The organism is Planomonospora algeriensis (assembly GCF_977012225.1).
The window spans coordinates 1-400 of sequence record NZ_CDRNDK010001120.1; the positions used below are offsets into that span (position 1 = coordinate 1).

Annotated in this window: 1 pseudogene; it reads left to right on the forward strand. The window is 74.8% G+C overall.

Annotated elements, in window-relative coordinates:
- Positions 1-400: pseudogene (locus ACWJ6R_RS38090) on the forward strand (flavoprotein); the annotation flags it as partial.

Genomic DNA, 400 nt, shown 5'->3' on the forward strand with positions numbered 1-400 from the left:
CGGCTACCGCCCCGACCACTCCATCGCGGGCGAGCTGCGCCTGGACCTGGACGCGGTCCTCGGCTCCACCCGCGCCCTGGCACCGCTGATCGACCCCAACCACCACTCGTGCGGCACCGTGCCCGCGCACGGCGCCGCCGAGCTCGCCCACCCGGAACCCGGCTACTACGCCGTCGGCGTCAAGTCCTACGGCCGTGCCCCGACGTTCCTGATGGCCACCGGTTATGAGCAGGTCCGCTCGGTCGTGGCCGCGCTGGCCGGGGACTGGCAGGCGGCCCGCGAGGTGCAGCTGGAGTTGCCGGAGACCGGCGTGTGCTCGTCGAACCTGGCCGAAGCCCAGGAGGTGCGGGTCGGGCTGGCCACCGGGATCAGCGGCGGCCTGCTGGCCACCCCGCTGCCC